Here is a 25,862-nt window from a genome sequence, read left to right as displayed (position 1 = left end):
GTATCCCGTAACGAAGCGAGGGCCATCAGCGCGGGGGCAGCAGATGGGACGCCGAACAGCTTGCCCCAGGCTCATGACCCGGCGCTCAGGGACGCCATCAAGCATTTGCCGCCGTCCTTCCAGGCGGACCTGTCACGGGTCAAGGAGTTCCGGGGCAGCATCCTGATTCCCCCGGGATTCGTGACATTGGATCCCACGCGTGAGCGCACCGAGATCACCATCAGGGCGGTGGCCACGGATCTGGAAGGCCATGACACCTGGACGGAGCAAGTCGCCCAGGTCGTTCCAGATCAGGTGCATCCCTCCGCCATCATTCTCCGGCCTTCGCTCGGACAGGACCTGGTGGAGGGAAGCGCGGTCATCGTCGAGGCGGTCGGCGTCGACAACGTCTTCATCGAGGAGCTCGAAATCCTCGTGGGTCCCACGTTGGGTCAGCTTCGGGTCATCCGGAGCGCCGGTGGTTTCTCCACCGACTCGGGAGGCGAGAGAGACGGCTACTCATACTCCAGCCCGGTGGTACGTGCTGAGTTCACCGTGCCTCGGTTGAACGAACTGGGGGCGGGGGACTCCGCTCCGTACCTGATCGCGGTTCGCGTTAGGGACTCCGCCGGTAAAGACAATGAGAACGAGCTCGCACTCCAGTTGGTCGATGTCGTCCGAGATCGTGCGCCTGCGGTGTCGCTGCTCTCGCCGGTGGATGGCAGTCCGGTCGTGGAGCACAGCACCATCCCGGTGACGGTCTCCGCCGAGGACGATGTGGCGGTCACCAGCGTCGCGCTGCGGGTCAATGGCGTGATGCTGGATCTGGTGCTGCGGGCACCGCCCTACGTGTTCATGGTTCCTGTTCCGGAGGGTGTCGAAGCCGTTGAGCTCCAGGCGGTGGCTCGGGACTCGTTCGACCACGAAGTCCGGAGCCAGGTGGTGCGCCTCCCGGTGGTCGAGGATCAGCCGCCGACTGTTGCCATCGCTGAGCCGCAAACAGGCGTCACGCTCACCGAGGGCAGGGACTTCGCCTTCGTGGTGGCCGCCCAGGACGATGAGGAGATTGTGTCAGTCGAGGCCAGCGTGGAAGGGGGGCTCAGCGGGCCGCTTCATTTCGCTGCCACAGCCGCGCCATTCCGCTTCCGCGTTCCACTTCCTCCTGGCTCAGCGGAGCGGACGCTGACGCTTCGCGCCACTGCGCGAGATTCGACGGGAAAGGAGGCCCGCGCGCCAGTCGTCCAGGTGGCTGTCCAGGCGGATACGACGCCTCCTGAAGTGTCATTCCTCCGGCCCGCCGACAACTCGGAGATGACGGCCGGCCAGGTCCTTCGTGTCGAGGCCCATGCGGACGACAACGTCGGGGTCGTGCGTGTGGATTTCGAAGTGGATGGCATGCCGCACGTCACCATGCCCGCTCCACCCTTTGCCTTCTCGTATCGCGTCCCGCCGGAGCGGGTGGATACCGAGCTTGAGTTCAAGGCGATCGCGACGGATACGTCCGGCAAAACGAAGAGCGCCACGGTGACGGTGGGGGTGGTGAAGGACGACCTCCCAGAGGTCGAGCTCAAGCCGATTGCTCAGATGGTATCCGGTCGTCCCACGGCGCTGGTCGCAACAGCTTCGGACGATATCGCGGTCGCCAGCGTGAGGTTCTTCATGACGCGCCCTGGCGAGACCGAGGTGGAGATCGGCCGGCGAAACCAGCTTCCGTTCGAGTTCATCTATACGCCCGAGCGCATTACCGGGAACGCGCCACTTCCGACGCTGGTGTTCCGCGCGTGTGCCGTCGACGTGGCGGGGCAGGAGGGCTGCAGCAGCCCGGTCTCAGCGACTGTCCAGAAGGATCAGCCCCCCACGGTGACCGTCACCTCGCCACCGGCGGGCAGTGCAATCTTCGAGAGCGCCTCCGTGCGCCTGGAGGCGGATGCCCGAGACATCGAGGGACCAGTGAAGGCCGTCCACTTCTTCGTGGACGGGCGGAATGTGGCCACCTCGACGGCACCAGCCGGAATCTCCGGCAAGCCCACCCACTTCGCCGCAACGTTCCATCCCGAGCTGGGGAGCGGCAATCGAACGCTGGTCCTGACGGCGGTCGCCGTCGACTCCGCGGACCAGGAAACGCAATCCGAGCCGGTGCTGTTGGGCACCGTGAGGGACACCGTCCCGCCCGAAGTCGAGCTCGTCGAACCGCCCGGCCACGACGTGGTAACGGAGGGGACTTCCGTCACGCTGTCTGCGGGGGCCTCGGACAACGCCCGGGTCGCCCGAGTGGAGTTCCTGCTGAATGGCAGCGTCATCGACTCGACGACGGAGTCGGTCGTTGGGCCCGCGAACAGGCCACTGTACAGCGTGGAGTGGCCGATCCCCACCGACCACCGTGTTGGCGACATGTTGGAGTTCCGCGCAGCCGCGGTGGATCCGACTGGCAACCGGGGCGTGTCCAGCAGCGAGGAAGTGGAGATCGGCATGCGTCCGAACTTCTTCTTCGATGCGTTCAATCAGCAGGGCGAACAGTCTTTCCTGAGGGCAGGCCCTGACCAGCGCCTGTTGCTCGGCTCGATTCGTGACGGGGGCCACCAGGTGGCCCTGGTCCAGGTAGGTGAGGGGACCGCGACGACGTTGGGGTTGGCCATGGTGGATGGTCCTCCGAGAGCCGCGGCGCTGAAGGGGAACATCGCGGTGGTGGCGACCGGACGTTCGGGAACGACATCGACGGGACAGCATCCGCCGCAGCTGACGCTGATTGATATGACCGGAGTACCGGAGGTGCTCGCCCGGCGGCTGGGCTCGGTCGATCTTCCTGGCGAGAACATCCATGGCCTGGCCGTGTCCGGGCAACTCGCGTTCGTGGCCAACGGCGCGAACGGCGTCGCCGTGGTCGACATCACGGATCCTGACTCGCCGGTACGGCTGAATTCGAGGAGCACCGTTGGCCCTGCGATGGACGTCGCGGTGCACGGCGACTTGTTGCTCGTGGCGGGTGGGCCCTCGGGGCTGCGAGTGCATCACCTGCAGGACCCCAGCTTCAAGGAAGCGGGCTTCATCGGGCTGCCTGGAGAGGCCGTTCGCGTGGTGGCGCAGGGGGCTCGGGCATACGTCGCGTGCAAGGACCCATCGGCGACCCTGGCGATTGTCGATCTCTCGAATCCCAGCGCACCGCTGATTCAGTCACTTCTGACTCACCGTTCGGAGCGCCAGTCCCTCGTCGCGACAGGGCTGTCTGACGTCGCCGTGAGTGGGAACCTGGCGGTGGTAGCGGCCTCCCTGGTGGATCGCAAGGGCCAGCCGGTGAAGGGACTGATGTCGGTGTCCGCGCTGCAGCCGAATGGCACGCTTGAGAGCCCTCCCCTCAAGGCCAACCTGCCGCGCGCCAGCAGTGTGGCGATCACCTCGGGCATCCCCGTGGCCACCTACGGTGCGGCAAGAGGGGCGGCCTTCGCGCCATTCCGTCTCGTTGTCACCGGCATGCAGCCGCAGGACGGTGCGTCCCAGGTTGGCGTGGAGGCGCCGGTGGCCATCGAGTTCTCCACGCCCCTGGCCCCTGCATTCGTGACGGAGCAGTCCGTGATGCTCCGTGAAGGCGACGCCACGCTGGGGCGGTTGATTGATGCGGAAATCGAGGTGACCGCGAGGACGGTGACCCTGACGCCGCGGAAGCCCCTGACCGTGTCGGCTCAGTACTTCGTCACGGTGACGGAAGAGGTCAAGAACCTCAGCGGAGTCCCGTTGGAGGCGCCGTACATCGCGAGCTTCAGGACGCGAGCCACGGTCAACGAACTCCCTGTCGTGTCGAGTCTGTCTCCAGCCGCAGGTCCGCTAGACGGCGGTACGGAAGTGACGATTCGCGGCGACCATTTCGCGCAGGGCGCCCGGGTGTACTTCGCGGGCACCGAAGCGCGAGTGGTCACAGTGTCGCAGGACCACAAGCAGATCACCGTCATCACGCCTCCTGGTGTCGAAGGGCATGCGGTGGTGACGGTCCTCAATCCGGATGGTGGCGAAGCGTCACTCGTGGGCGGCTTCGTCTATCTGCCGATGCTGCAGGTGTCGCTGGTGGCCCCCGCTTCGGGCCCAGTGACGGGCGGAACGCAGGTCGAGGTATCAGGCGCGGGCTTCCACCGGGGCGCGACGGTCACCTTCAATGGAACCGAAGCGACGGAAGTCAGGGTCGTTGCGCCTGGGCGGCTGGTCGCGGTTACGCCCGAGGGCTCCTTCGGCCCCGCGGATGTGGTGGTGACCAATCCGGACGGTCAGCGCGCGTTCTCGGCAGGGGCCTTCCTCTACAGCCGACTTGCAGTTTCCAGGCGTGTTGGCCGTCACGATCCCCAGTCTCACGGCGAGAGCCAGCCGACTGGCGTATTGGCGCAAGGAACCCCGCTGGCTGTTGCGCTCCAGGACAAGACGGCGTGGGTGCTGTCGGGGGCGCGGGTCTACACTGCGGCGAAGAGTCTCACCGAGCTCTACTCCAAGAGCGCTCCGGGCGCTCTGGGGGCCGTGGATGTCACGTCGCCCGAGAACGCCTGGGTCATGGGCGGTGCGTCCATCCGGCTTCCTTTCGCTCCTGTGGCTCTGGCGGTGCGTGGTTCGCGCGCATTCGTCGTGGCCAATGGGGCGTCCTTCGAGCATGTGGACGTCGCTGGAGAAGGAGAGGGCGCGCTGTTCGTCTTCGACCTGAGCAACAAGAGCTCTCCCACGTACGTCGGTGAGGTGACCTTCCCCGGAACGGCGCGGGCAATTGCCTTGGTCGGTGATCTGGCGCTCATCGCGGCGGGTAGCGGGGGTTTGCAGGTGCTGTCCATCGCGAACCCGGATCGCCCGTTGCTGCTTGGTGCGAAGCAGAACTTCCTGATGGCGGGAGTCTCCGGCCCCGTGGCCGTGGAGAAGGTCGCGGCTTCCGGGAGCCATGCGCTGCTTCATGCAACGCGGGGCACGCTGGCGAGCACGCTGATCGTCGACCTCGCCACTTCGTCGTTCTCGGTCGTGGGAGAGTTGTCCGGAAGCTTTGGGGAGATGGACATTCGTGGGCCTCAGGCACTTTCTGCGTCACGGTCGTTGCGTACCGTCTCGCTCGTGCCGTCGTCCCGGCCCTATGTGCAGGCGGTGGTGCCATCGCTCATGCGCTCGGGCCTCTTCGTCGGCGGTGCGGTGCAGCCGCACGTGATGGCCGCCATCACCTCGCCCATCAGTCCCGTGGGCAGTCCCGCATCGCTTCAGCTCGTGGAGGCCTCCAACATGGCGGCGCCGCAGAGCATCGACGCGCTCGACCTGTACCCCGCGACGAACCTCTCCGACGTGGACATCGATGGAGACGTCGCGGTCGCGACCATTTCGGCGACCCGCCAGGGGGCCGCGCAGGACGGACTGGCCGTGGTGAGACTACCGTTCCCGGTGGTTGTCGCCAGCAGCCCTCGAAATGGCGAGGAGCATGTCCGGCCGACTGAGTCCGTGCGACTCACCTTCAATGTCCCCATCTCTTTGAGGGACGAAGGTGACAGCTCGGTTCGCCTGTCTGAGCTCAACGGTTCTTCCGAGGGGCTAGACGTCACGGGAGCCGTGGGCGTCTCCGGCAATACGCTGACGGTGATGCCCAGCAGCAACGAGCTGGGGTTGAACACGCGCTATCGCCTGACCATTCAAGGCGTCCGTGAGGCCACCGGAGAAGATGCCGGCAGTGGTGCGGTGATGCCGGGCACTTATGTTCTTGAATTCACGACGGCAGGGGCACGTGACGCAGTCCAGATGACCATCACCCGCCTCTCGGTCCGGGAGGGACCTGTCGGCGGTGGCACGGAGATGAAGATCGAGGGCAGCGGGTTCACTCAGGACCTCACGGTGGCCTTCAATGGGCGCCCGGCGGACAACCCCGATATTTCCGAGGATGGAACGGAGATTTCGTTGCGCACACCGCGCGGCGCAGAGGGGGCTGCGACCCTGGAACTGAAGAGCACGGCGGGTCATTCGACGGTGCTACCGGGCGCATTCCTCTACACACGCGAGCTCATGCTCACGAGCCTGGCGCCCGCGCGGGGCCCCACGTCGGGCGGCACGCGGGTCATCATCGAGGGGCACGGCTTCTCGGTGACCGGGCACGTCACCGTCCTCTTCAATGGCGTGGAGGCTCAGCGCGTTCGCGTCCTGGGACTCAACAGGCTCGAGGCCTACACTCCGAACGGAGTCGCGGGGCCCGCGCATGTCACCGTGCAGAACCCGGACGGCGAATCCAGCACGCTTCCGGCTGCCTTTACCTACGATGCGCCCACGGGGGCCTCGGTCGTGCTCGAGGGCACCCTTCGGGACGCGGTGGTGATTGGCTCCTATGCCTATGTGGTGGGGAGCCACGGCTTGCATGTCGTGGATATGTCGGGCGTGTATACCCCTGGCTCGCAGACGGGGCAGAGCGCTCCCATTCCCATTCCTCCCGATCGCCAGGCCGAAGTCGTGGACGAGGACGGTATCGTCGGCGATGACCGGATCGTGGGGACCGCAAGCGGTGGTGACCTGTGGGCGGTGTCGTATCCAGACACGGGGGGCGACAGGCTCTTTGCCAGTGGCGTGGCGACACGGGACGACGAAAAGGGCATCGTCGTGGGCGGGATCTACGAGTTCGACATCTCCGATCCAGCGAAGCCGCAGCTCATAAGCGAGCGGACCATTCCGGACGCTGGGGTGTATGACGTGGATGCGCGCGGAGAGCGGTTGCTGGCTGCGGCCGCCAGCGCGGGCTTCCACACCTTCGATATCTCGCATGAGCCATTCCCCATTCGAGATTTCGCGTCGGACCCCGGTGCGCAAGCCGTGGCGCTGGAGGCCGGGCTGGCGGTGGCGGGCGTTGGAACACGAACGTCATCGGGCGAGGTGGCCGGCGGAAGCCTGCGGACGCTCTCGGTGGAAGGGCCGTTGACGGTCCAGGGAATGCTGGACGTCAACGTCCAACGCGTGCGGCTCCGGGGCACGCTCGCCGCCGTGGCCGCGGGCCATGATGGATTGGTGTTGGTGGACGTGAGCGACCCGTGCAACCCGCAGCAGCTTGGCGAGATCGATGTTGGCGGGTTTGCCAATGACGTACGTCTGGTGGGGAGCCTTGCCTACGTGTCGGCTGGCGCCGCGGGAGTGGCGGTCGTGGACGTGACTGCTCCGAGATCGCCGCAGCTCTTGCACCACGTCACGGGAGCACACGCGGGCAGCACCTTTGCCGCCACGGTGACGCCAGGTGGCCGGGTGGTGAGCCTGCGCCAGCGTGCAGTTGGAGGCGGCTGGTCGCTGGACTTCGGCCCTGGAACCGAACTGTCCGTCGTGAGCGCCAGTGTATCGCCCGGGCAGGTGGTTCCATTGAACCTCAGCTCGATCACCGTGACGTTGTCCACCGTGGTGAACGCCGACACGGTTGAGTCCGCGTTCCAGCTCACCGCAGGTGGCATGTTGGTCGAGGGGGACCTGGAAGCGGGCGACGTGGAGGAGGGGCGGAGTACCATCGTCTTCCGGCTCACCGAGCCGCTTCCGGCCAACGCGCCCATGCGCCTGAGGCTGTCGGAAGCGCTGGAAAACACGGCCGGCAAGCCGCTCGTTGCCCCATTCGAGGTCGAGTTCTGGAGCGCGTTGGCCGAGGGCGGTTCCCCCCGGATAGCGCAGATGTTGCCCCGCGTGGGGCCCGTCTCGGGAGGCGGTACCAGCGAACTCCTGGGCTTCGAATTCGATACCTCGACCCAGGTGTCCATTGGCGGGAAGCCCGCGGACGTTTTGACCCGCTCGTCGACACGCCTCACCGTGAAGGTCCCGCCTGGCGAGCCAGGACTGGCGGACGTGGTGGTCTGGAACCAGTCCTCGGGACTGAGCGCGCGCCGTGCGGGTGGCTACCTGTACACGCTCCCGCTCTCCATCCGGAGCGCCACCCCGCAGTTCCTGAACCCCCGGGGTGGAAGCACGGTGGACATCACGGGTGAGGGCTTCCTGCCTGCCTGGGCTCACGCCCTGGGCTCCACCCAGGTTCGGGTCCGTGGCATTCCTGCGACCCAGGTCCAGGTGCTTTCATTGACGCGGATGCGCGCCGTTGCGGGCCCGGGTTCGTTCGGTGATGCCCCTATCGTGGTCGTTGGCCCGGATGGCATCGAGCGAAGCACGGCGCCGGATCGTGTGGGCTACGGCCTGCCTTTCCTCGGCGAGGAGCAGGTGCTCTCGGTCAGGCCTGGGGCGCTCTCGCGCAGCCCGCTGTCACCGTTCTACATCTACGCCGCGGCGGGTTCGTCGGTCAGTGGCAACCGATTCGAACAGGAGTACCAGGGCATTCTCACGGGCGGTGGCCTGGTGCCGCAGTCCTACCGAATGGCCTCGTTTGACGTTCAGCTCGCCACGCGGCCCAGGGCAGCAGGGGCGCAGGTCGTGGATCCTCCCGACGCGCTGGTTGACAGGCTGGTCGCCGTGCTGCAGCGCCGGCTGCCAAGCGGCACGCCATTGCCGGATGTCGAGCTGATGCCAGACTCGCTGGACGTGGCGATTTCGGGCGACACGCTCTATGTCGCCAATGGCCAGAGTGGTTTGTCGGTCATGGACGGGCGGGGCACGTCGGAGCAGCCCGACGGGTCGCTCGAAAGCCTGAAACTCCTGGGGCGCGCGAAGCTGGGCTCTTCTGATGAAGGCCTGTTGGCCTCTCGTGTGGTCCCGACTCCCGTGGGAGCGTGGGTTCTCGCGAACGGATTGAAGGTGGACCCGGCTCTTCCACCGTCCAGCTTCTGTACCCCCATTCAGCCGCTGATTGGCGCGAAGGGTGCTCTGAGCCTGATTGACGCTCGGAATCCCGCCGATCCGTTGGTGGTGTCCCATATCGCCGGCGGAGAGGACTTCCAGCCGTTCGGTGCCACGATGAAGGATGGGCGGCTCTACGTGGTCACCGGCGAGCACCAGGGCGTCCAGTACGTGAAGTGTGACCCTGCGCAGCTGATGCCGCCGGCGCCATACCAGTCGCTCGATTACGGCCAACGCACGGCTTACAAGAATCGTGACGCGCTACCCACGAACCATCGCCTCTTCATCTACGGTTCCGCGGGGGCGGATGCCCAGGTCGTCGGGTCGATTGCGCTCGATGGCAACCTCACGGACGTCGTCGTTCATGATGGCGTGGCCATCGTCGCCTCGGCCGAATACGGACTCACGTTCGTGGACGTGACGGTTCCTGAGGCATTGAAGGTCATCAAGCGGATCAACTTCGATTCGCACCTTTCGAACAACCCGGGCCAGCCGCAGCGCCTGCGGCTCGTGGGCGACGTGCTGTTCGTCTCCGCCAGTGAAGGCGGCGTCGTCCTCGTGGACGTGTCGAAACGAGAAGATCCTGTCCTGCTGAGCGGCGGAAACAGTGAGTTTGCGCTCGATGTGTTGCCGGTCGGAGACCGGCTCATGCTCGCGGGCAAGAGCCGGCTGACGGAGCTGGAGACGCCGTTCATGCTCGTGACGGGCTACAGCCCGGCACGCGGAACGACGGTGCCACCCAGCGTTCCGCAGCTCGTGGTTCAGATGAACCGTCCGATCGCGGCATCCCGTGTGACGAGCGACTCGGTCCGCCTGCTGGGCCCCGATGGCGTCTCAATCCCCCTGGACCTGGCGGTCAGGGACAATCCAGGACAGCTCGACTACGCCATCGTCGCGACCCTCGGTGCGGCGCTGGCGCCCGAGAGCGAGTACCGACTGGAGGTCGACACCACGGTCACGGATCAGCGCGGAGGTGCGCTGCTGGTCCCGCTGCGGACCCACTTCCGGACGGGCAAGGCGAACGCTCGACAGCCCATCTTCGCCGCTGTCTCGGCTGTCTCGCCGACCACTGTCTCGACTTCGGGGGGGCAAGAGGTTGTCGTGCGCGGCAGCGGGCTCGCTGGCGTGAGCACCGTGAAGCTCTCGTCGAACCTCCAGGCGTCGATTACCTCTCGTTCTGAGACGGAGCTGCGTTTCACGCTCCCTGCGCTGAATGCGGGCCCCATCGACCTGTGGGTCATCGATGAGGGGCTGCCGCAGGCGTATCTGCCGGCGGGCCTGCTCGCGCTGGAGCCGTTCGCCGGGCCGGCGACCATCAGCCCGGACCATGGGCCCGTGGAGGGGAAGACGCGCGTCCGGGTGTCGATGCCGGTTCGCGCCGTGGCGCCAGGGACCACCGTCCGAGTGGGGAATGAGCTCGCTGTCGATGTGGACGTTCTGAACCTTTCGTCGCTCGAGTTCACGACGCCAGCGGCGACCGGGGCCGGTATCGCGATGATCGAGCTGGTGCCGCCGTGCGACGAGGGATCGGTCGCTCCGTGCCCGGAGCCGGTCGCGGTGGGCGCTTTCTCCTACGATTTGCCGATCGGCGTGAGCATGGCCCTTCCGGGCTTCCCTCCGCGCACGGCATCGGACATCAAGCTGGTCGGAGACAAGCTGTATGTCGGTGTCTCCACCCCGGGGCAGGCCGGTCTTGAGATCTTTGATGTGCGCCTGGCGGAGCGGCCTCTCCGACTGGGAGGGCTGTCCACGCAGTCTCCGGTTCGGGGGCTCGATGTGGATGGGGCTCTGGCTTTGCTGGCGAACGACCTGGCCGGCCTGGCCGTGGTGGACGTGACGCACCCAGAGACCCCGGTCCTCATGCGACAGGTGAGCACGGGGAGCGCGGCCCCTGGAGCGGGACGGGCCACCGCGGTGCGCATCGAGGGCACGCAAGCGTTCGTCACGACCGTGGATTCGACGGTGGCGACAGGGAACGTACAGGTGTTCGATGTCAGCTCTCCCGTGCTGCCCGTGCTCGAGACGGTGCCGCTGGATGCGGATGCCTTGGCCCTGGACCTCGGTCCGGGACGCCTGTTCGCGCTGACCTCGAACATCGTCGAGACGCAGGGAGATGGGCTCTTCCTGTCCGTCTACGACCGTCAGGGCGCTCGCCTGGGCGGCATTGCTGTTGACACCGGCATCAGCTCCTACGAGGCGCTGGTGAGAAGCCGGCTGGTCGTTCGTGCGGACCGCGCCTATGTGACGGTAGGAAGCCGCCTGTACGTGTTCAACCTCTCGAACTTGGCGGACATCGAGCTGCTCCAGGACTCTGAGGTGGGTGCGGGGCTGGCCGGCATGGGGTGGGCAGCTGGCACACTCTTCGTCGCCACGAGCGGCCCCAACACGGTGCAGGTCGTTCCTCCGAACGAGCTGCTCGCGGTCGGAATGACGCCAGTGTCAGGTGGCCAGGCCATGCCGGGCACGCACGTGAAGGTGGACTTCACGCTGCCAGTGCTGAAGGCGTCCATCACCTCGGAGACCGCGACCGTGACGGTGGCCCGCGCGGGCCAGGTCCTCACTGCCGCCGGAGAGTGGCACGTCGAATACGCGGTGAGGGGCTCATCCGTCATCTTCACGCCGAGCGCGCCGTTTACCCCCGGCGACGAAGTCACGGTCGTGCTGGATGGCCTGGACTCCTTCGATCAGTTGCCTCAAGCCGCCGCATTCGTTGGGACCTTCGAGGTCGTGGACGGCAACGCGTTGCAGCCGACCATCAAGACATTGGAGCCTGCCTCCGGACGCGCCGACGAGGAGACCCTGGTCGAGCTCGAAGGAAGTGGCTTCCGCCAGGGCACCATCACCAGCCCAGGCACCATCGTCCTCGTGGGTGGACAGGTTGCCTCGAGTAACGTGAATGCAGCCGGAACGTCCATGACCGTGACGGTTCCTGCCGCCCCCAAGGTCAACGGCATCCACGCCGCCGGCCCAGCGGCTGTGGAGGTCATCGACCCGAGCGGTCTCCGCGCACTGCGCTTGGGTGGCTTCGTGTATCGAGAGCCGCTGGAGTTGCTCAGTCTCTCTCCGACACGTTCCGCGCAGCAGGGAGGTACCCGGGTCCGGTTGCAGGGCAGGGGATTCGCGCCCGGGATGCAGGTGTCCTTCGGGGGGACGTACGCCTTCGATGTCCGCGTCCTGAGCAGCCAGTCTGCGGAAGTCGTTGCGCCGCCACATGCCGCTGGCTTGGTGGATGTGATTGCGCACGTGGGCTCCGATGAGTCCCCGCTGACGGGCGCGTTCCTCTACGGAGCGGGGGCTGTAGCGCGGCTGTCCACGGCCCCAATCCGCGACGTGGTCGTCGAATCCGGCGTGGCTTATGCGGCCTTGGGGGCCATCGTCGATATCCACGACGTGAACGGGGGCCCGCCGCTGCAAGCGAACCGGAAGACGTCCAACGGCGGACTGCTCGTGGCCAACCTGAGCGACCCGACGCACGTCACCGTCATCAGCGAGCTCGACTTCTCTGGAGCTGGTGGCAGTCGGCGAGTGCTGAAGCGCGGAGGGACCGTTTACGTCGCCGCAGGGGAAGGGGGCGTCCGTATCGTAGACGTTTCGACGCCCGGCGACATCGAAGATCCGATCCCACCGCTCGAGGTCAGCGGCGCTGCGTCGGACATCGCGCTGGGCGACTCACTCCTCTTCGTCGGTGACGCGGAGGGTGTGAAGGTGTTCGATCTGGGCAATGGCAGCCACCGGCCACTGCGAGTCGGAAGCCGTGCCATCCCAGGCGGCGTGAGTGCCCTGGCCCTGTATGGCCCGAACCTGCTGGTGTCGAGCGCCGCTTCTGGAGCTCCGTCGCTCTATGTCCTGGATGCCCGGACGGGCGATCTGAGCACCCGGGGGACGGTCGCGCTCTCGGCTCCTGCGGTGCACATCACGGTGGAAGGGACACGTGCCTTCCTTTCGCTCGGGAAGGCGAAGCAAGTCGCCATCTACCAGTTGCTGGACGTCCAGAATCCCGCGACCGCAGGTACCTTGATGGTGGAAGGGGTGGTTGGCGGTTGGGCATCCGCTGAGCAGACGCACGTCGCGGGAGGCGTTGCGTATGTGGCCGCGGGGGGCGGCAAGGTGTTGCGCTTCTCCGTGCGCGAAGGGCAGGCCCCCACGCAGCTGGGCCGTGCCACGGTGGTCGGCGATGCACGGACTCTGTCGTTCATGGGCCGCTACCTGCTGGTAGGCACGCTCGTGCTCGACAGGAACGGCACGCCCGTCGAATTGCCTGTCAGCGACCCAGACGATGCCGGGCTGCCGCTCGCAGGTGCCCTGGCGTCGGTGGAGCTCGACACGCTCGACATCCGGGGAACGCATCCGCGAGATGGCGACATCGTGGCGCCAGGGGACGTTGCGCAGGTGCTGCTGACCGCGCTGCCCGATGCGTCGAGCGTGGGCGAAGTAAAGCTGGTGCGGCGGGATTCCGGAGAGGAGGTCCCCGTCGCGCGGCAGGCACTATCGGACGCCCAGGGCGGACAGGTGGTGTTGACGCCGTACGCTCCGTTGGCCCGGGATACGGCCTACGAGCTTCAGATCGGCGCCGGTTTGAAGGACCTCCGAGGCGCGACGCTGGGCACCCAGGGACGGGTCCACTTCAGGACCAGCCGGGATGCCGTGCAGGAACGCCCCGAAATTGCTTCCGTGTCGCCCGGCTATGGGTTGGCTTCCGGTGGGAATGAGGCGGAGGTACTCGGGAGCGGTTTCCTGAGCGGCTGTACCGTCACGATTGGGGGCGTGCAGGCTCCCGTGCAGGAACTGGCGGCGGACGGTCGCAGGATTCGCGTGTTGGTACCCGCTGGGAAGGCAGGGGCCGCGGCGGTCGAGGTCACCAATCCGGGCGGCTTGTCTCACCTGCGTCTGGGGGCGTACCGGTATCTGGCGGCGCCGACCGTGGCTGGCGTGCAGCCACGGCACGCCGCGTACAACAGCCGTTCGGTGGTCAAGCTGACCGGCGAGGGGCTCTTCCCGGGCTCACTGGTTCACTTCGACGCCAAGCCCGCGCGTTCCGTGACGATGGACGACACGGGAGCATTGCTCGCCGAGGTCCCGGACCAGGTGATCGGGCGTGTCGCCCTGACAGTGCAGACGCCCGGAGCACCTCCCCAGCAGGCGACGTTGCCGGGAGGATTCACCTTCACCCTGGCTGAGCGTTCGCACCTCGACAACATGGGGCCCGTGCTGGTTCGACGGGGACACCGTGTCTTCGCTGCGCGGGATGGGTGGCTCTCCGTCGTTGACTTCTCCGTGGCGGGAAGCCCGGAGCCCATGGGCGATGCGGTTCGCGGGGTTAATGACCCCGTGGACATGGCCATTCATGGTGAGGACCTGTTCCTGGCTGGCCGCCGCGAGATTGTTCGCTACAGCGTCTCGGACGTGGTGTGCAGCCCCGCTCCCAAGGCGCCCTGCAGTCCGGTGGAGCAGGAGCGGCTGCCATTTGCTCCCGCGCCCGGCTTTGAGTTGACGGCCGTCGCGGCGGGCGGCGCGGGCGCCTATGTCGCGATCGCAGACGGGAACGAGCTGGCGCTCATGGCTCCGGTGGACGGGGCGTACGTGACCGTTGCCCGAACCTTCCTTGGCAGCGGCAAGGTCATCGACTTGGATGTGGTGGACGGCGCCTTGCTCCTACTGATCCAGGACGGAAGCAATTCCCGCCTGGAAGTGCGCAGCACGGAAGGTAGTTCGCTTCCGTTGATTGACGACATCCCTGGGCTCGGAAGCTCCATGGGGGCGATGACACGCGAGGGCTCCCGGGTCGTGGTTTCGGCGGGGACCCAGTTGCACCTGATTGACGTCACGAGCGTGGATGCGCCTCAGATATTGGCTTCCGCCGTGGATCCGAATGGGGGGCTCTCCAAGACGCTCGCGCTGAGCGGCCCATGGCTGATCGCCGCCAATGGGAACCGGGTCTCCTGGCTGGACACCACGCAGGGCCTGGTGGAGCGCACGTTCGCGAGCACTCCGGGCACGGTTTCCGGCGCGGTTGTCCTCAATGGCGTCGCCGTCGTGAGTGCCAGCGGCTCGTTGCGGGTCCTTGAATTGCCGTACCCCACGGTTGACACGCTGTCTCCATTGCCCGGCGCGGCCATCGCTCGGAACGGGAGCGCTTCGGTCACGTTGCCCTCGGAGCTGCCTGGATCGGTGGCCGCGGCGTCTTCGCTGCAGCTGTGGGACGGTGCGCTGCCAGTCGGCGGAAATGCCGGACACAGCGGGTCGTCGCTCAGCTTCGTCCCAACGGGCGAGCTCGACCTCGGGAAAACCTACGTGGCTCGGCTGACCCTGGAGCCGATGCCGTTGGTGACGGGAGGCCACCTGTTGGGCGCGTGGGACTACGTCCTCCGAGCAGGAGGTGCGCCCACATCGCTCCGCGTGGATGACGTGGAGCCCGCCAGCGGCCCGATGGCGGGCGGCATTCAGGTCACGGTGTCCGGCGTTGGTTTTGATGAAGGGACCACGGTGCAGATTGGCGGCGTCGAGGCCACGCGCGTCGGGGATGCGCAAGATGGCGTCCTGACGGTGGTGCTCCCTTCATCTGCGGCGCCAGGGCCGGCGTTGGTCCGAGTGATGGGGGGCAACGGGGCCAGCGCCGTAGCGGCTTCACCCTTCGTGTACGTCGCGCCGATGAGCTTCGTGGACGTGAGCCCGCGCGCGGTAGACGTAGAGGGTGGCTGGGTCCACATCTCCGGTACGGGGTTCCACCGCGGCCTCGAGGTTCGGTTCGATGGCAGTCGCGCAGTGACCGAAGACAACTTGGCCACCAGCGTGCGGGCCTTCGTGCCCAAGGGAGACATCCGTCACCTTGCGCTCACGCTGTCTCAACCCGGTGCCGAGCCGCTCCAAATCCCGAAGGCCGTGTACCGAGGGGACGTGCGCGCGCCAGAGGTGGAGCGTGTCGATCCGATGGCGATGGTCGGATTCCAGAACGTGCCGCTGGCGTCCGTATTCGAGGTCCGGTTCGACGAGCCGTTGTCCGCCGAGAGTGGAAGCCTTCTGCAACTGCGGCTGAACGCATCGGATATCGCCATTTCTGGCGTGTCCCAGTTGCTGGCCGATGGTCGGACGCTGCGCTTCACGCCGACAGCGAACCTCGCCTCGACAACCTGGTACGCCCTGACCGCCACGGGGGTGACGGACGCAGTGGGCAATGTCGCGAGTCCCTTCCGACAAAACTTCCGTACGGTGGATACCACGAAGCCTACGCTCCAGCTCCAGCGGGCAGGTGGTACGGTCGTGCTGGAGAGGGACTCGTTCGCGGCGGGCGTCTCCTGGTCGTTCCACGTTGCCGCCACGGATGACAGTAGGCAGGCGGTCACGACGACTTTCAGCGTGAACGGCACGCCCGTGCCTAGTGCGTCCAATGGGGCCTACGTGTACACGTGGCCTCTTGACGAGGTGGGCACCTGTCAGCTCCTGACTGCGACCGCGACGGATTCGAGCGGGAACATCAGTGCTCCTGTGGAGGTGGTGATTCATGTCGTCGAGGATTCCCCGCCAGAAGTCAGGATCCAGCAGCCGGTCGCGGACGTGACGCGGGAGGAGGGCGGTTCGGAGCCCGTGGTGGTGACTGCGTTGGACAACGCCGTGGTCACGGCGGTCGAACTCCACGTGGATGGCATCCCGTGGGCGAAGCTGGATGGCCTCACCCAAGCGAGCGCAGCTTTGACGCGCGATATCCCGCTGGCCCGCCTCAAGGGCTCGGCGGCGAGCGAACAGCGCGTGCTCACAGCGTATGCTACCGACAACAAGGGGCAGGTCACCGCGTCTGCGCCCCGAGTCATCACGGTGACACGAGATGCCGTGCCGCCGTCGGTCCAGCTTCGAACGCCTGTCGCGGGTGGCAAGGTGGCAGGGGGCGCGAGTCTGGCCATTGAGGCCCTTGCCTCCGACTCGAATGGAATCGCCGAGGTCGAGTTCTTCGTCGATGACGCCTCGGTGGGGCTGGTTCGTAATACTCCGTGGCGTGTCACATGGCAGGCGCCGGTCGTTTCCAGCGCCCAGACACATGTGGTTCGCGTCGTTGCACGTGATTTCCGGGAGAATGAGGCCGACGCTTCTGCTTCGTTCACGGTGGAGCCGTCGCCGGTTCGGCCGTTCGCACAGGTGACTTCGCCTGACGCCGGGACCCAGCTGCAGGAGGGCAGGCCTTTCGGCGTGACGGTGAAGGCGGTCTCCGTCGCCTCCGTGGCGTCCGTTCGAATTACGGCAGGCAGTGAGGAGCACGTGCTGACCCAGGCTCCCTGGGCGACAGAATTCCGGGCGCCCGTGCTCGATGGCGGAACGGCGCCGCTGGAGCTCACCGCACAGGTCACGGACGTGGCGGGGGCGTCGAGCCTTGTGTCCCGCGTCATGGTGTCCGTCGTTGACGACGGTCAGTCGGAAGTCAACGTCGCACTGGCTCAGGAGCCGGATGGGCCGTTGCTGTTGGGCGGCTCGACGTTGACGCTGGCGGGGGAAACCGACGCTGGCGTTCTCCCAGAGCTGTCCGTGCGTGTGGCGGACACCACGGTTCACGTGCAGAGAGTGGCGAGAAGCCTAGTGGGTGAAGCGCGGCTGCCGGAGGAGCCCGAGGGCGCCCCAGTCATCACCCGTGCATCGCTCCAGGCGCCAGGAGGCGCGTCCAGTGTCGCCGAGCGGCAGGGCTCCCTGGCTGTGCTGTCCATGGGAGAGACCGATGCCGTAGAGGATGCCCTGGACTTCATGGAGCCCGTCGCCCTGGTCTCACGTGGCGATTCGGTCCTGGTCGTCCGGTCGGATGGTGGGGGAGGTGGCGCACTGGAGCTGAGGTCGCGTCAGTCCGGTGCACGAGTGGCTTCTCGGAGCTTCACTGGGACACCTGTGGGAGCCGTGTTCGCGGGCAACGAGGTCGTGGTCGCCATTCGCAAGCGGGGCGCCGGAGCGCTGGAGCGATTCTCACTGCCAGGGCTCGAACACCAATCCCTGGAATCGACACCGCTCGTTCGCGCTCCGACAGCGTTGGACGGTGCGCGAAACTGGCTGGCGGTCGCGACCGACCAGGGGGTTGAGCTGCGTCACGTTGACGGAGCACTGGCGAGCCGGATCCTCATGCGGCCGGTGCTCGCGCTGTCCGCCGAAGGCTCGCGGCTCTTTGCCATGACGGCCACGGAGTTGGTGGCGGTGGATGTCACTGCTGCGCATGCGCATCGCGAGCTCGCGCGTTTGCCGTTGGACGGTGCTCCCTACAAGGCCGTCGCGGCGCTCGGAAACGGCGGGGTCTGCGTGGCGGGTACCGAGGTGCGTTGTTTCGCAGTCGCAGAGACAGGGGGGGCGCAAGCCGAGTGGCTGGCGCGAGGAAGCGTCTCGCTGGGTGCCGAAGCGCTGAACGCCTTGGCTTTTGGCGAGTTGTTGTCGGTGGGAACTCCTTCAGGCGCTCGCGTCCTGGACGTGCGTGGGACGGTCATGGGAGCAGGCCTCTACCCGGCGGTGAAGGGGCTTGCGGCGCTGGTGCCTGGCGCCCTGGTAGGGGGGACCTCGCAAGGACTGTCCCACTTGGCGGTGATTCGTGGCCCGATGACACCTCGGGTGGCCTTCCAGCTGCCGGCAACGGCACGCCAGGGAGCGCGCGTCACAGTCGACGCGTCGGTGTCCGACGATGCAATTCCCCTCAACGGGTTCACGGCGGAACTCTCTGTCGACGGCGTCGTCGTGGAGACCCGGGACACGTCGTTGCCGCAGTGGATCGACATGCCGTCCACGGGCGACTCGGCCACAGTGGAACTGGCGGTGCGGGATCTCGCGGGACGTCAGGTGGTGCTCAAGCGCGAGGTGACGCTGACCGAGCCTGGCCCGGCAGACGGACCAGCGCTGGCTGACGTGCGCCTGCCCGCGGAAGTGCCGGAGGGCGCCTACTTCCCCATCGTCGCCCTGCCGGAGGCTCCAGCGCAGGTGGCACAGGTGGAGGTGACGCTCGCTGGCGGCGCTCCCATCATCCTGACGGCGCCGCGGCTTGCGGGCGAACTCCGCGCCCCCATGGTTTCAGCAGGAGCGCCAACGTCCGTACAAGTGACGTTTGTCGCTCTGGATGTGCAGGGGCGACGCGGCGCGCCTTTGACACGCACGCTGTTGGTGCACGACGACCCGGGGGCATCAATCCCCGTGGTGAGTGTGCTGCGGCGCGCGCAGGGTGATACGACCCCCATTTACGAAGGGACCTTCGTCACGATTGAGGCTGCCGTCGAGGGGGGAACCGGTGGTGAGACCATCGTCCTGAGTGTTGATGGATTGGAGGCTGGGCGCGCCAAGGGCGCACAGCTACTGATGCCTGTGCGTACCCCATTGGGTGATGGCGCCAGGACCGTGACTGTGACTGCGGTGGCGAGAGATGCAGCCGGGCGCGAGTCAGCCCCAGCGACCTTGGCGCTCGTTGTCGTCGATGATTTGACTCCGCCCGTCCTGACGTCCATCAAGACTGACCCTGAGGGAGAGTTCATTGCCGCAGGCAGCGAGCTGATTGCCAGCGTCGAGGCCGCAGATGGGGTCGCATTGGAGCGCGTCTCCATCGAGCTGTCGATCGATGAGGTACGCCAGGCCGGGGGAGGGAAGGAGCTCCGGTATGAAATCCCCGAGAATGCTGCTCCTGGAACGTTGCTGAGCCTGACTGCAATTGCAGAAGATGAGGCTGGGAATATCTCGACAGTTTCGGCGACCCGGACGGTAACAGGGGGCGCGCGACCACACGAGGTAGCAAGCGTCTCGCTCGATGGCGCTTCCCAAATCATCCGACGTGGGGACCTGGTCTACGTTACAACATCGACAGGACTCTGGATCGGGCAGGTGAGCGGGAACGCACACGCTCCCACTGTCATGCAATTGGCTTCATTTCCGACGCCCGTGCCTCCTGTGGGACTGGCGGTACTTGATCAGCTATCGGCGCTTGCTCTTGAAGGCCATGGCCTGTGGTTCGTCGATGTCAGTGTTCCGTCGACTCCCCGATTGGTGTCTCGGTTGCCGGGGACGTACAACAGCGTGGCCTCGTCAAAGATTTTCTACGCGACGCGTAACCAGTCCAACTGGACGTATCGCTTCGAAGAGATTGATGTTGGCGATCCGGCCTCTCCTGCACGCTCCGAATGGGGGAGCTCAAGCGAGCCGAGTCGAGTTTTGGAGGCCCTCGCGGAGGGCCCTGTCGTCACGCACAGAGCATCACGGGTGGTCGTACCTGCTGTGAATGACTTGGGTGAAGTGCACTCGCGAATCATTGATGTTCCGAACGAGCAGATTCGCGCTGTGGCACGGGATGGGGATCTGATCGTCGTCGGAACGGAACAATCACTTCATGCTTGGGTAAGGATCGATGCGAATCAGACCCACGCTAAAGCACGGGTTCTTTCGCTGACCTCGGGCGTGCGTTCGCTCAAGGTTATTCGTGGCGTGGCCTACATCGCTTGTGATGACGGCTGGTTGAGAATGGTGGACTACCGCGAGCCAAGTGACCCGCGCGTGGTCTCTCGAATCAAGCTTGACGTGCTCGATCTGCAGCTGAGCGGCGGCCTTTTGTTCGCCGTAGGCCCGTCCGGCCTTCAGGTGCTGCGACTCCCAGCGCCGACCTCGGGACAGCCTACGGGCGCTGTGCCAGTCCAGCACGTTGCGTTCGGGCTCGCCCCCTTCAGGGGCGGCGTCGTTGTTGCGAACGGGGCATCGGGTGTTCAATACATTGACGTTGCAGGTGGGGCGGAACCGTCTCTTCGCGGAACTGCTTTGTCTGGCGCGAATATCCATCAGGTCGAAAGCCTCGGTCGTAACGTCTTTGCCCTTGATGACAAATCGCTGAGGCTCGCTGAAACAAGCGCGTCGATTGGAGGTCAGCTTCAGTGGCTCACGAGCAGGTCGGGAGCGCTCCAGCAAGCGCTTGGCCCTGTGGATCGGTTCTCAGTTGCGCTTGACCGGATCTGGGCAATTTCCTCGTCGGGCACCTTGAGATCGGTCAACTGGCCTGCTGTGACGGGCAGCCAGACTTTGGCGTTTGGGCGGTCGGTGCTCGACGTCACGGGTGACGAGTCGCGGGCGCTCGTGGCCATGGGCACCAATGGAGTTGCCGTGGTGGAGGTCGCTCCGTCAGGACAGTTGATCCAGACGGCTGTGCTTCCCGTATCGGCATCCTTCGTTGCACTTGACGGACACTTGGCTTTGGCCGGTAGCGAGAAGTCGGTCTCCATCTTCGAACTGCGCGATGGAGACTCGCCAGAGCTCGTGGGAACCCTGTCTACGCTGGGGGACGTGCAGCGGATTCGCCTTGAAGGACGGCTGGCACTGATCAGCGAAGGCGCCGCAGGCGTCGAAGTGTGGCATTTGCCAGAAGGGGGACCGGCGGAACGCGTTGCGCATCTTGCAGAGACAAATGCGCAGGATGCAGTTCTTGCGTCTGGCCGGATAGTGGTTGCAGACAGTACGGTCGGAGTTTCGGGAAGTGTCCGTACATACACTCCTCCAGACGCCGTAACGCCTTCGGTTCGAATCCACACGCCCAAGGGCTTCATGGCGCTAGAAGCTGGAAGTGAATTCAACCTCCATGCTCTCGCGCGCGGTGTCGGAGTAGATGCCGCTGAATTGCTTGTGGATGGGCGGCCGGTGGCGGCCATTGACGAGATGAGCCTGAGCGGGGCTTGGATGGTGGATCCGCGCTCTAGTGCCGGACAGTCTCACTTTGTGCAGGTTCGTGTTCGCGGCGCGGGCGGCGCGATCGCCACTTCGCCTCCAGTAGAGATCGCCGTTCAGCCACCCTCCACGGAGTTGCCTACGCTCCGCGTGACCGTCCCTTCCATTGGAGCCGACATCTACTCAGGAGCTGTTGTCAGTGTCTCCGCAGAAAAGGGAGGGGGATTGCCTCCCTTCAGGGTCACAGCTCGGCTTGGGGCGACCTATCTTGGCCAGCTTCATTCGGTCCCGGGAGATGCGTCGAAGTTTGAAGGCGCGTTCCAAGCGCCGATCTTCGATACATCCGAGAGCATTCCTCTGACCGTGGTCATGACGGAGGGTGGGGGACGAATGGTCGAAGCGTCGGTTCCTGTCGACGTATTCAGAGATATTCAGCCTCCCGGGACGCCAAGCGGCCTACCGGCACAAGTGCGAGCGGGACCATTTGTCAATCAACTGGTGCTGAGAGGTACTGATGATGGGATTCTGTGGCTAGAACTTGAGCAGGACGGGAAGCTGATCGCCGTTTCGCCGCAAGTCAGAAGCAGCGTTACGCTCAACCATTCACTTCTCCTGCCTGAGGAGGCGGTAGGGCAGTCCTTGTCATTGGTGCTGACTGCCGTGGACCTGGCAGGACGCCGGACGAGTGTCTCTCAAAGTTATACCGTCCTTCCGGATGGGACGGCGCCAACAGTGACGCTCGCAGCGTCGAGCCCGCCCACATCTGCGAGCGAAGGCACAGTTGTTACCGTCACAGCGACGGCGAATGATGCCGATCGAGACGTGTCAAACGTTCGAATCTTTGCGGACGGTGTCGAAATTGGGTCTTCGAACTCCACTGTGCTCTCCGTTAGTTATACGCTGCCCCGCCTGAGTGAGCGGCCCTCGGTTCATTTCCGGGCTGTTGCCACTGATTCGCGGGGCCGAACGGGCTCGGACGAACGCACGACAGTCCTGGCGGCCAACCCGCTTCCTGTAATCGATGCCTGGATACTCCCATCCAGTCCGATTCAGAGGGAGACTGTCCGCGCGTGCGTGCAGGCGACCGACAACGTCGGAGTCGTCACGCTCACCGCCACCGCCGATGACGTACCTCTGGAGGAACGTGTCTCGTGCGGCGAACGGTGCCAGAGGCGCTGTGCGAACGTGACGCTTGGGGCATCCGCAACACAGCTGTTGGTCACTGCGACTGCTACCGACAGTCTGGGTGCAGTCGTACATTTCTCTCGAACGTACTCGGTAGGCGCCAATCGGCCGCCTGCCGTTACGCTCAATCCGATCACCTACATGCTGGTCGGCGAAGAGAGAGAATTCATTGGATACGTCGTCGACGAGCGAACCCCGCTCGCGTGGGCAGAGTTCCGCGTGAATGGCATTGCTCTCGGAGAGCGATTCATCGCCCCAGCGACGTCAGCGAATCTTCGTCGAAGGTTCACGCCTATCGCCGGTGGAGTCGCACGCATCGCGCTCGTTGCGCAAGACCAGCATGGCCAGGTGACAGAGGTGTTTCAGGATGTTCTCGTCCTGGATGCGCGATATCCCGCGGACATCACCAGCACCATTGCTGCTGATGACATGCGCTTTGAAGGGCAGGACATCATTATTCGAAGTGGTCAAACCATCCGAATCGATGGCGTCCATGCATTCCGGAACCTGTATGTATTGCAGAATGCAGTGGTGACCCATGGTCCTCAAGACGGAGAAGTGCGAAACGTCATGGACCTCACTGTCTCGAATGAGGCGAATATCTACAAAGGAGGCAAGATCGATGTCAGCGGCCGCGGCTATCTCGGGGGGCGGCAGCCAGGAAATTCTGAGCGCTCTGGCAAAACTCTGGGAAATGAACCGACGGAATTCGATTCGGCTGGAGGGAGCCATGGTGGCTTCGGGAAGGCAATTCCTCGAGTTGACGGCGCAGTGGCTGTCGCAACTTACGGCGATTATCGAAATCCGGCTGAGCTCGGAGCAGGGGGTTCCGGCGGAGAAACCTCGGACGTTCTCGGAGGGAACGGGGGCGGTCTAATAAGGCTCAAGGCGGCGACGTTGCGCTTGGATGGCGAATTGCTTGCGAATGCGGAAGGTGGAAGCACCCTCAATGCGAGCTATGGCGGCGCCGGCGGCGGGATCCGTGTCGAGGCCGGAGCGCTGACCGGAACGGGCAGCATCAAGGCGAACGGTGCTGGCCGGGGGACGGCTTACGGAGGAGGTGGCGGACGCGTAGCAATCTACTATGACTCCGCCGTGAGTTCGTTCGACTGGTCGAAGGTAGAAGCCAAGGGGCAGTACGCCAGCGCGGGGACGGTGTTTTTGAAGGGGACAGCGCAGGAGTATGGCGAACTCATCCTGGCGACCGACGCTGGAGGCACGCTCCAATTCTATGACCGCGCAAAACCTACGCGCGTTGATGGCGGCGTTTTTGACCGCTTCGTTGCGTTTGGGCATGGCGACGTGGAGGTCATGGGGCCGCTCACGACGGGTACTCTCGAGATTGAGCGCGGCGTTCGGGCCACCTTCCACGGAGAAGTAACGGGGGCAGTGGCATCGCTTCACGTCAATGGACTGAGTCAGATGACCTTGCGTCAACCTTGGGCATTCCAACCCAACGTTTCGGTGGAACTAAACGGACAGCTTGCAGTCGTCGGTGGAGCGCCGCTGCGATTGTCGAGCTTGAAGTTGACCGGAACTTATCCTGTGCTGAGGCAGGAGCGCAGGTCGGACGGCCTGCCGCGGCCACTAGAAATCGTTGTCACTGGCCACGTCGATCTAGGGGACACAGCGAGCATCAATGTGTCGGGGCAGGGCTATTTGGGAGGGGGGCAAGAAGGGAACCCCGATCCATCCGGCCTGACTCATGGCAATGTGCCCTCCGGACGGGTCGGCGCTGCAGGCAGCCATGGCGGATATGGGCGGATGACCTACCCGCTCTCTCAGGGCGAGCCCGTTGCTGTCTATGGTGATTACAAAATGCCCTTGACGTTTGGAGCAGGAGGATCCTTGGGCAACGTCGATGCCGGAGGAAACGGGGGTGGAGTGCTCCATTTGACTGCGGCCTCCATGCGTTTGAACGGCAACCTGTACGCGAACGGTTCGGGCCGTGCTCTCGGTGGCTTTTATGGCGGAGCTGGAGGAAGTGTCCTCGTCAATGTCGGAGCACTGACAGGGTCAGGCATCATTTCGGCAAGAGGCGGCTCCAACTGGGCAGGAGGGGGACGTATCGCTGTTTACTATGACGCCTCAGCATCCTCGTTCTCCTGGAACGGTACCTCTGCGAATGGGGCGGATGAAGGTGGCACGGGAACGGTGTACCTCAAGGCACTCCAGGAAGAATACGGCGACATTGTCTTTGACAATGGAACGCGAAAGCCCGACCCGACTCGAGTGAGGCCAACCGAGCTCTTTGGGACCCCAGAAGGGGTACAGACCTTCCGAAACTTCACGGTCAAGGGCGGGGCTTCGGTGTTCACACCTGACGCGTTGGACGTCAGGGGGACGCTGACTGTGGATATGAATTCCCGACTGCAGTCTCAAAACATCATCCGGCCATGAAACTCATCTCCTACACTCGGGGCGCTCCAGCGCCCCGTTGGCTCAGGCGCACCTCGTCTGCAATTGTCATCTTCTTGACGGTTGCCTCAGCATACGGCTGCCGTGATGCCGATGTGATCGCGGAGGTAGGGCACACCGAACTTCGGCGCTCGGACCTGGTTGAGTTCTCCTCTAGACGCGCCACTGGCGCGGAGGCATTGGATGCCGAGCTCGAGGCGCTTGTCGGGCAGGCTCGCCTGGCTGAGCAAGCTGTTTCTGCCGGGCTTGATCAGCGAGCCGATGTACGTGCGCGGCTTTCGGCAGCTCGCCGCGAAGTTCTGGCGCAAGTATTCCTCCAGGAGGAGCTCCAAGGCGCCACGAGCGAAGCGAACTTGCGTGAGCGCTTTGAGTCCACGAAGGCATCTTTGGCGCGGAGGCAAGTTCATGTCCGTCAGGTCATCATCAGGATTGCCTCCAATGCGGCCGCGGCCGAGCGCCGAAGGGCCATGGACCGCGCAAGCCTCATCTATGCCCGAATCATTGGTGGGGAAGCCTTTGAAGACGTTGCTCGAGAGGTAAGTCAGGACGAGGTCTCCGCGGTGCGTGGAGGCGACCTCGGTATCGTTCGGGAAGGACAGGTTCACGCCTCGTTCTTCGAGGCCGCGGCTGCCTTGAAGAAAGATGAGGTGAGCAAGCCGTTCGAGACGCCCTATGGCATTCATGTGGTCCAGGCGCTTGCGCCCGTAGAAACCGTAATACCGACGTTCGAAGAGGCGAGGGGACGCGTTGCCGCAGAGGCCCGGCGTGAGGCCGAAAGCCATCTGATGAAGGAGCTGGAGACGAAGATTCCCGTCAAGCGCTTTCCTGCGGCGCTATCGGCGCTCGATGGTGGTACTCACGCGTCAGGAGCTTCGGCCGGGGAGGGGGGACAACAATGA

2 protein-coding genes (1 of these 2 cut by a window edge) are annotated in these 25,862 nt (G+C 65.1%); both read left to right on the top strand.

Features of this window, described 5'->3' with window-relative positions; genetic code table 11:
* Nucleotides 1-24,945, top strand: the 3' portion of a protein-coding gene (locus FMP39_RS14880; protein WP_141590609.1) for an Ig-like domain-containing protein. 6,117 nt of this gene lie to the left of the window's left edge; only the last 24,945 of its 31,062 coding nucleotides appear in the window; its start codon lies off the left edge, out of view; its stop codon occupies nucleotides 24,943-24,945.
* Nucleotides 24,942-25,862, top strand: a complete 921-nt coding sequence (locus tag FMP39_RS14875; RefSeq protein WP_141590606.1) for a peptidylprolyl isomerase — start codon at nucleotides 24,942-24,944, stop codon at nucleotides 25,860-25,862. Before FMP39_RS14880 ends, FMP39_RS14875 begins: the two co-directional genes overlap by 4 nt.

Origin of the sequence: Myxococcus sp. AB056, from assembly GCF_006547365.1 — a bacterium.
In the GTDB taxonomy this organism is placed as follows: Bacteria; Myxococcota; Myxococcia; order Myxococcales; family Myxococcaceae; genus Myxococcus; species Myxococcus virescens.
The sequence above is the reverse complement of the archived record's forward strand: the minus strand, read 5'-3'. Positions and strand labels throughout refer to the sequence as shown.